Here is a 6,742-nt window from a genome sequence, read left to right on the forward strand (position 1 = left end):
GCAGAAAATGAATGATTTCTTGCAGGTTCTAAGTTTTTTGTCCTGTACTTAGGGTAGTGAGATAGCGTCACATTGAGGCGATTTCCAGCAGAGCTAGGTTTTGTTCCGTAGTGTGCAGCCGTAGATTGAATCAAGTGAGCTAACCTTACGATTGCACGTTCTGATACTAATCCATGAATGGTTTGATGTAACTGATTCAGCCGTTGGGTTAGCGTTACTAAAATCCGAATTGCGACTTCAGGATTTTGCTGAATAGTCATCAACAAAGCTGCTTTTTCAATTAGCAGAACTTCGCAATTCGTCTCCGCCAAAATCGTTGCTGGAGAGACTCCATCGCCAAATAAAGCAGGAGCAGCAAAGATATCTCCAGCCATCAAGATTCTGAGTAGAGTTTCTCTTCCGTTAGTCGATGTTTTCTTAACTTGAAGTTTTCCATTGATTAGAGCATGAAGCTTTGTTGGTAAGCGATCGCCTTCATGCAGCACGATTTCACCTTTCAAATAGCGATGAACTTGCGATTGATGCTGTAAGGTCTGCAATTCCTCTAATGTAAGCTGTTCAAAAAGCGCAACTTTCGTCAAGTGTTCGATCATTGTTTTACCTTAGATTGTCTAATTTTATTGTCTAATTTTATTGTCTGATTTTGCTGAACCTGAGCTACCTCAAAGACTAACACTTGAACTTGAACTAATTTGATAGTAAAGCAACTCCAGTATTTCAGAATCTCATGATGGAGAAACAACATGAACTCAAAGTTAAAAACTCTAGCTCAACTCTATTTAGAAGGTCATCCTGCTGAAATCTCTGCTGAAACTCAGTCCGAATTATCTGATTGGCTAATGGAAGAATTTCAGCAATTGCCTCTAAAACTTCTATTCTCGAACGATCGACGTTATCAATCTGCTGAAGAAGCTTTTGCTGACATTGAGCAAGACCAACTTTGGGTGAGTACTGAGGCTTATGATACCTCAATTTACACAAATCCGTTTTATGGAGCGGTTCTTGCGGCTGTGCATGACTATGAGCATTATTGTTCTAAAAGCGATTGGAGCTTTGAAGGTGAAATCTCAGCGTATCGAGCGATCGCGAACCGCGCCCCAAGTCTAGAAATCCAAAAGATTCTTTATGCTCAAATCGTCCTCAGAGCCGCAACGCATCTCTATTTAGGACATTTACCAGACCCTAAGATTGTTTTTCCTTAAGTTAATCCATGTCTTCCTGTCCATGCTGCTGCAATCAACTATGTCACATTTGGAGAACAAGCAATGACCTCAATCTCTCAACAATCAGGTTCAGTTGTTGTCAATCTTTTAGAAAAAATTGACTATAGCAAGTCTGGTGTTTCTCGCCAAGTGATCACCAAGGATGCTCATCTCACTTCTGCGCTAGTTTGCATAACTGCTGGAACTACTATCCCTGAGCATTCAGCCTCTCGAACAGTTTGTCTCACAGTTCTAGACGGGCGAGGAGTATTAACATTGATGGGGCAAGAGTTTGTATTAGAAATAGGTGTGTTTGTGAAAATGCTGCCTGATCAACCCCATTCTCTAACTGCGATCGAGAACCTATCATTTCTCCACACTTAGAAGCCTGCATCCTACTGATATTACAGGAATGAATCATGACTAATCATCCAACCTACGAAATTCTCGCGAAGGAAATTGTCTACATCATTGACAATCCCAACTTTGCTCAACCTGTGAGCGAGTTTCTCAACGCAACAGGATACAAATTAGATCACTCTCTCAATGATCCTAGTACTGGATTCCAAGCTTTTGGTTTTACTAGCGTATCCAATAATTCACCTGTTCTAGTCTTTCGAGGAACCAACGAAGCACTTGATGATGTTGCGAACAGCGACTCAAACGGAATTGGATTCGGTCAGTTTGTTGCAAATCGAGATGCGATCGCAGTTTGGCTCACCCGCACAGCACAAACGACTCAGAAAAAACCGGACATCATTGGACATAGTTTAGGAGGTGCGATCGCTCAAGTTACTGCAACCGAACTGATTGATCTAATTGGTGAGGTGGTCACGTTTAGTTCCCCTGGAACCAGTCGCGCGATCGCAGATCAGTTTCTTCAGAAGGGTGGTGAAAATAAAGCGGTTACACACTACATTGTCGATGGTGATGTTGTGAGTTTGGCAGGAGAAGCATTTATTGCTGGAACAGCAATGCTACTATCTTTCACGAACCCAGAGATCAATCCGCTCTACAATTTGGACAAGCATCAGAAAATTGGACGACTGTTAAGTACTTCACCCCCTGGATTCACTCAAACTGAAATTTCAGTCAGAACTCTAAGTCATCCTGCATTTACCTATTTCAACTCCGACTATCTGGAGTTTCTAGTAGCTTACTCTGCCATTAATCCTAGTGTTGCAGAATCGCTGACTTCCAGAGGTAAAGTTGAAGCGCTCAGAAAATCTGGGTTTTCGTTCCAGAAATTCATAATAGACGTATTGGAACGACTCGCTTTAGACCAAGATAATTGGTTAGTTGGTGATGCTCAAAACAACACTGCGAATGGTGCAGCCGGAAATGATACTCTAATCGGTAAAGGTGGCAATGATCAACTTAACGGCGGAGCAGGAAAAGACAAGCTGATTGGTGTTGATCTAAGTGACGATTGTCCAGGATTTCAAGAGCTAGATACTTTAACAGGCGGAGATGCTGCGGATGTGTTTATGTTGGGGAACAAGAAGCATACTTTCTACGCCAGTGGCAACCAGAAAGCATTAGACTATGCGCTGATCACAGATTTTGAAGCTGGAGACCTCATTGAACTTCCTGGGAAGCCAACCGATTATGAGTTGAAGCAAGCTCCTCACGGCTTGCCTGAAGGCATTGCAATTTATCTCAAGGCTCAAGATGAACTGATTGGAATTGTGCAAGGCAAAACCGATTTAGTTCTCGATCGGCAGTCTTTCTGTTTTGTTTAGTCAATCAATCAGTTGTAACTCTGTTTGACACTGCACTTTTTGGAGAAAAAGAAATGAAAGCGATCGCTTCAAAACAACTGCGGGTAGCTCTGCCCATCATAAGCATTGTTGGAGTATTCCTAATTTTTAAGACTTTACTCCCGATCATGCTTCCTGCTGCTGCCTCTTCCCCAGAGGCTATCAAACAACATCATGCAGAAGTAAATCGCCGTTGCTTACAAGTGAGCGGCTTACAAAACCCTCGCGCAGTCGGATCAATCATTACCTTTGGCGATGAAGTTGGGTATGACGCTTTGATTGTGCGAGGGAACTATCCTCAACCTCACATGAGCAATCAAGTCGGACAATCACTCTGCTTATTTAGTCGTAGAACTCGTCAGGCATACGCCAGCGATGCGAGTAGCTTGAGCGGTTCATAAGCTTCTGTATTTTTCAACATTCTCAAAGGACACGAATCATGAAATCGATCGTCAATTCAACAAAGCTATTAATGCCAGTTAGTTTAGTAATCTCAACTGTTGGCTTAACAGCCATCTTTCAACGCCCGATCGCAGCTCAATTCAATCCACAAATCATTCCTCGGATTGAGATCATCAATGGACAACAAAATGACTCTCCGCCCTCCCACCGGCTCACAGTGAGTCGCCCGCAAGACATCGTATTTGTAACTTGCCCAGAGCGCTATGCGCCCAAATTGACTTATCTCCGCAATGTTGAAGCAATTCAATGTCAGCCAACAACATCTGGAGTATTGCCAGGGACACCCGGTCAATCAGTTCAGCAAATTGTTCAATGGGCGAGTAATCACCGCTTCCTCCCGCCGCTTCAACCTGTGCGAAAGCTAGATCAGGGCTATCCTGACTATCGAAGTGTGATTAATTTAGGTCAAAGACCCAATCTATCTGCTTCATACATTTCGTTTGAAATCTTTGCTGATTCAAACGAAATTGTGACAGATCAAACGATCGCTTATGTTGATCACAGTCATCTCCGCCGCCCACTTGCCTTTACCCAGAAAAATGCTGAAGGGTTGCAACTAATTCAACAGGTTTATAGTGAGGCAGTCAAAGATGATTTTGTACGATCGCGCTACATCAAAACGATCAATACAGGTGAAGCAGGAACTCCTCAAGTGAGAGTCTATCGTGGAGAACGCTTTGTGTATCAAGTCTGGAAGGATCGCTCTGTAGCTCAATTGACAGTTTCTCGACTAGAAGACTTTAACAGAATCACTCAGCGATGATTATTCTGATTTCAGCTTTGTTATTTTGGAGTGCGATCGCAGTCACTCAAGCATGGTTAGTCTATCATCGCTGCGATCATACTAGCTATCTCTGGGTTGGACTGAGTATTGTGGGTTTGTTCGTTGCGACTACTGGCTCGATCATAATTGGGATTCTAGCTATTTTTGTGTTTCGATTGGATATATTACAGAATAACCAGCAGGCTGCGATCGCTTTGCTCTTCGTCGTCGCTGCTTTTGGCTTAATCATGATTTTGTCCCAATGGCGCATCCTAAAAGGACGAGTTAACTCAGCCATTTTTCAGGCTGGTTTCAATGTCGTTTTTGGAACCTCAATATGGTTATTTTTGGTTTCAAAAATAGAAGTGCAGCAAGAAATCACACTAGAAATGCTCTCATTCATTCTCCTGTCAGTTTTTCTAGGGATAGGAATCGGAGGCGTGATTCACAAAATCTTGAACTGGTAGCTTAGTCGCAACACCCACAGCTTATTCATCCTCTATCTTGGCATTATATAGCTGTAATGAATTCACTGAGAGATCGGTGCAATCGTTTCGCTTACGATTAGCGCAAAGCGCAACTCCGCAGGAACCGCAAATCGCACCATACATCAGACTAATTCTGAGAAGGCTTGAATTCTTCAAGGCAAACGGCAAGATCCTAGACGTTCGTACATTCTTCAATCACTCGCTTAACTTGAAAGGGTTCGACGGTAAAAGTCTTAGCACTATAGTGGTTAATCACCTCGTTGATCGCCACCTGAACTTCATTTCGACCAGATGCTTCAAATGAGTTCTGCCAAGCCTCTTTTGAGTGCCATTGCGCGTAGTTGACAACCCGCTTTCCATCCTCACTGGCATGGAAACTGGCAGAAATGAACCCAGCATAATTTTTGAAGTACTGTTCAACTTGATCAGCGATCGCATCAATAAATGCCTGTTGCTGTGATGGAGTGACTTCAAATTCAATCAGGACTGTGAAGAATTGATTTTCGTTGATCGTTGGCATTTTATTTCTCCATCAATACAATTGCTAAACTCAACTTTCAAATTCACTTCAAATTCTGCCCCATCAATTTCTGCGATGCCTTGACCTGACAAGATGTAGATCCATTCTTCCTCTCGATCGTGCGAATGATAGACAAACGATTCTTTTCCCGGTGGAACTTTGACGAAGTTTACTCCTGTCCGTTTTAGCCCAACGGTTCGCCCCATCTGTGTGCCGAATAGTTCAGAGTTGGGATTCCAGGGATGCGAGAACGGTTGCAAGGTCGCTGCAATTTGTTCGGCTCGTAAAATTAAAGGATGCTGGCTGGTCATATCGGTTCCCTCAGGGTTGCGAAAAGCGCTAATCGCGCTCCACAGTATATTCACTAAGCTTAGCGCTGTTGCTGTCAGTGATGTCTACTCACGGAGGAGCAACGATACACTGCATGATGACTCGCTCCGATATCGGTAATCCAGCTTCCGATTCTTTCCGCCGAATCTGCTGAAACCCAGGAGTCATTGGGAAGCCCTTAAAAAATCCACTAAGAAGCTTAATTTTTTGGAGTTTGGCAAGCGATATACTTTGGAAGACGGATGACAGTCCTTCGTTAGGGGAGCATTCCATGATTACCCTGCCTGGAGTCACGATCCACAGCAAAATCTATGAGAGCTTGGCAACTCTTGTGTATCGGGGCATTAGAGAGCGGGATAATTGTGCCGTGATTGCCAAAGTTCTCAAGCAGAATTATCCCTCTCTTCAGGAATTAACTCGCTATCGGCAGGAATATGAAATTACCCGTTCCCTCAACATTGAAGGTGTTGTCAAGGCTTACAGCCAGCAAGACTATCAGCGCACGCTGGTGATTCTCTTGGAGGACTTTGGTGGAGAGTCCTTGGAATACTGGATGCGACAGCAATCAGACTTCTGCCCGATGCCTTTGTCGATTTTTTTGGATGTCGCGATCGCCCTGACTGATACTCTGGGCAAACTCCATGCGGCTCACGTCATTCATAAGGACATCCATCCTGGCAACATTGTCTTTAATCCGCATACTGGCGTGGTCAAGCTCATTGATTTTGGCATTGCCACTCGCTTCAGCCGCACGAATCCCACCTTCAAAAATCTGCATCTGCTGGAAGGAACCCCCGCCTATCTTTCCCCAGAACAAACCGGGCGGATGAACCGGAGGCTGGACTATCGCACTGATTTTTATTCATTGGGTGTAACCTTCTATGAACTGTTGACGGGACAGGTGCCGTTTCCCACCCAAGACATCCTGGAGCTAGTTCACTGTCACATTGCTAGACCGCCGATTCCGCCGCATGACTTGAACGCTACGATTCCCACCCCCATTTCCGACCTGATTTTGAAACTGATGGCAAAGAATGCGGAGGATCGCTATCAGAGTGCTTGGGGGATCAAAGCCGATCTCGAACGCTGCGCTCAACAACTGGCAGAAGTGGGTCGAATTGAATCGATGCCAGTGGGACTGCAAGATGTGTCTGAACAGTTGTGCATTCCTCAAAAACTGTATGGACGAGCGGCAGAGATTGAAGCCTTATGGGTGG

Annotated in this window: 11 protein-coding genes; 7 read left to right on the plus strand and 4 right to left on the minus strand. The window is 44.2% G+C overall.

Features of this window, described 5'->3' with window-relative positions; genetic code table 11:
• Positions 1-593: Crp/Fnr family transcriptional regulator (locus ACKFKF_RS33810; protein ID WP_446871753.1), on the minus strand; the 593-nt coding region annotated here is incomplete at its 3' end.
• A gap of 150 nt (positions 594-743) precedes the next feature.
• Between ACKFKF_RS33810 and ACKFKF_RS33815 the strand changes: the two genes are divergently transcribed.
• The 6 genes from ACKFKF_RS33815 to ACKFKF_RS33840 all read left to right on the plus strand — a co-directional run bounded on the left by ACKFKF_RS33815 (position 744) and on the right by ACKFKF_RS33840 (position 4,654).
• Positions 744-1,202 (plus strand): hypothetical protein, encoded by a 459-nt coding sequence (locus tag ACKFKF_RS33815; RefSeq protein WP_446871754.1) that lies wholly within the window; start codon positions 744-746, stop codon positions 1,200-1,202.
• A gap of 63 nt (positions 1,203-1,265) precedes the next feature.
• The gene (locus ACKFKF_RS33820; RefSeq protein WP_446871755.1) at positions 1,266-1,586 is read left to right on the plus strand and encodes a cupin domain-containing protein; all 321 of its coding nucleotides are present in this window, start codon (positions 1,266-1,268) and stop codon (positions 1,584-1,586) included.
• Between the two features lie 35 nt (positions 1,587-1,621).
• Positions 1,622-2,944 carry an Mbeg1-like protein gene (locus tag ACKFKF_RS33825; protein WP_446871756.1) on the plus strand — a complete coding sequence of 441 codons (1,323 nt, stop codon included), beginning with the start codon at positions 1,622-1,624 and terminating at the stop codon, positions 2,942-2,944.
• A gap of 53 nt (positions 2,945-2,997) precedes the next feature.
• Complete coding sequence (locus tag ACKFKF_RS33830) at positions 2,998-3,363, plus strand: hypothetical protein (RefSeq protein WP_446871757.1); 366 nt, start codon at positions 2,998-3,000, stop codon at positions 3,361-3,363.
• 38 nt (positions 3,364-3,401) lie between these two features.
• Positions 3,402-4,187, plus strand: a complete 786-nt coding sequence (locus tag ACKFKF_RS33835) for a hypothetical protein (RefSeq protein ID WP_446871758.1) — start codon at positions 3,402-3,404, stop codon at positions 4,185-4,187.
• Positions 4,184-4,654, plus strand: coding sequence for a hypothetical protein (locus ACKFKF_RS33840; protein ID WP_446871759.1), 471 nt, complete (start codon positions 4,184-4,186; stop codon positions 4,652-4,654). Before ACKFKF_RS33835 ends, ACKFKF_RS33840 begins: the two co-directional genes overlap by 4 nt.
• A gap of 193 nt (positions 4,655-4,847) precedes the next feature.
• Here ACKFKF_RS33840 and ACKFKF_RS33845 read toward each other — a convergent pair whose 3' ends face one another.
• From ACKFKF_RS33845 to ACKFKF_RS33855, 3 genes are all read right to left on the minus strand, one after another.
• Positions 4,848-5,195 carry an antibiotic biosynthesis monooxygenase family protein gene (locus ACKFKF_RS33845; RefSeq protein WP_446871760.1) on the minus strand — a complete coding sequence of 116 codons (348 nt, stop codon included), beginning with the start codon at positions 5,193-5,195 and terminating at the stop codon, positions 4,848-4,850.
• Positions 5,156-5,506, minus strand: coding sequence for a cupin domain-containing protein (locus ACKFKF_RS33850; RefSeq protein WP_446871761.1), 351 nt, complete (start codon positions 5,504-5,506; stop codon positions 5,156-5,158). Before ACKFKF_RS33850 ends, ACKFKF_RS33845 begins: the two co-directional genes overlap by 40 nt.
• An 88-nt stretch (positions 5,507-5,594) precedes the next feature.
• Entirely contained in the window at positions 5,595-5,798 is a 204-nt protein-coding gene (locus ACKFKF_RS33855) for a hypothetical protein (protein WP_446871762.1), read from the minus strand.
• Here ACKFKF_RS33855 and ACKFKF_RS33860 point away from each other — a divergent pair.
• On the plus strand, positions 5,797-6,742 hold a 946-nt coding region (locus ACKFKF_RS33860), incomplete at its 3' end, for a serine/threonine protein kinase (RefSeq protein WP_446871763.1). The two genes, ACKFKF_RS33855 and ACKFKF_RS33860, sit on opposite strands and share 2 nt — an antisense overlap.

It is taken from the genome of Phormidesmis sp. 146-12, assembly GCF_052939495.1.

Excerpts from the sequence above, each read along its gene's own strand:
- ACKFKF_RS33815 (WP_446871754.1), top strand. The coding sequence starts at position 744 with ATGAACTCAAAGTTAAAAACTCTAGCTCAACTCTATTTAGAAGGTCAT.
- ACKFKF_RS33820 (WP_446871755.1), top strand. The coding sequence starts at position 1,266 with ATGACCTCAATCTCTCAACAATCAGGTTCAGTTGTTGTCAATCTTTTA.
- ACKFKF_RS33825 (WP_446871756.1), top strand. The coding sequence starts at position 1,622 with ATGACTAATCATCCAACCTACGAAATTCTCGCGAAGGAAATTGTCTAC.
- ACKFKF_RS33830 (WP_446871757.1), top strand. The coding sequence starts at position 2,998 with ATGAAAGCGATCGCTTCAAAACAACTGCGGGTAGCTCTGCCCATCATA.
- ACKFKF_RS33835 (WP_446871758.1), top strand. The coding sequence starts at position 3,402 with ATGAAATCGATCGTCAATTCAACAAAGCTATTAATGCCAGTTAGTTTA.
- ACKFKF_RS33840 (WP_446871759.1), top strand. The coding sequence starts at position 4,184 with ATGATTATTCTGATTTCAGCTTTGTTATTTTGGAGTGCGATCGCAGTC.
- ACKFKF_RS33845 (WP_446871760.1), bottom strand. The coding sequence starts at position 5,195 with ATGCCAACGATCAACGAAAATCAATTCTTCACAGTCCTGATTGAATTT.
- ACKFKF_RS33850 (WP_446871761.1), bottom strand. The coding sequence starts at position 5,506 with ATGACCAGCCAGCATCCTTTAATTTTACGAGCCGAACAAATTGCAGCG.
- ACKFKF_RS33855 (WP_446871762.1), bottom strand. The coding sequence starts at position 5,798 with ATGGAATGCTCCCCTAACGAAGGACTGTCATCCGTCTTCCAAAGTATA.